At 60.3% G+C, this 981-nt stretch carries 1 protein-coding gene; it reads left to right on the top strand.

Translation table 11 applies throughout. The features are described from left to right. Window positions 1-870 (top strand): cyclic nucleotide-binding domain-containing protein (locus QZ279_RS05305; protein ID WP_293448935.1); only part of this gene is annotated, 870 nt, incomplete at its 5' end. Between the last annotated feature and the right edge of the window lie 111 nt (window positions 871-981).

The following is a 981-nucleotide window of genomic DNA, read 5'->3' as shown; positions in this document are numbered from 1 at the left end:
GTCGCCGGTTTGACCGTTTTGGAAAACGTGCTGTTTGGCAAGATGACCGAAGCCGCCGGCGGAAAGGGCGATGCCTTGCGGCGCGTCGCAGTGGATGCGCTTTATGAAGCAGAGCTTGAAGGGCTGGTTCTGGATCTGATCTTTGACATTCCGCTGACGTTGGGGGGCACCAATCTGCCTGCGCTGCTGACGGAAACGCTGGCCATCAGCCGCGCCACGATCAAGCGCCCTGATGTGCTGATCCTCGACGATGTATTAAACAGTTTTGACGCCCCCATCCGCGCAGACCTGCACACCCGTTTACGCGGCCTGTTGCCCCAGACGACCATCATCTGCCTCCAGCCCAGCTTTGACGAGGTCAGCGGATTTGACGCACAATTCGTTCTGCAACAGGGGCGCATTTCCACGATCGGCAGCGATGTGACCCCCCAAGAGGATGACACCGTCAGCGCAGATCTGGCCCGCAAGCTGCGCGCGCTTGAACAGACGGACCTGTTTTCGGGGCTTGAACGCAAACAACTGCGCCTGCTGGCCTTTAGCGCGCGCTGGTACACCGCCAAGGCGGGGGAATATGTGTTTCACAAAGACGACGGTCCGTCGAGCGGGGCGTTTTTGATCACCGAAGGCACGGCGGAGTTGCTGCTGCCCGGTCCGGGGGATGACGATGATCTGCTCGTCACGACATCCGGTCCCGGCAAACTGGTGGGCGAACTGGGCCTGATCCGCAATGAACCGCGCGCATTGGACATGCGGGCGGCGACCGATCTGACCTGTCTGCGCATCGGGGCAGATGCCTTTCTGGATGTTGTCGGCCATGACGCGCGCACCGCCTATAAACTGTTGCAGGCGGTCGCGGGCTACATATCTTAACGCTTTGCTGGTGGGGCTTGGGGCCGGGATATCCGGCGACCTGTGATAATAACCGGCCCGCTTGACCCAGGTCAAAACACTAACGCCCCCCTCGCCCATATGGTTATCTAG

This window comes from Planktotalea sp., assembly GCF_018607965.1.
GTDB lineage: Bacteria > Pseudomonadota > Alphaproteobacteria > Rhodobacterales > Rhodobacteraceae > Planktotalea.
The sequence above is the reverse complement of the archived record's forward strand: the minus strand, read 5'-3'. Positions and strand labels throughout refer to the sequence as shown.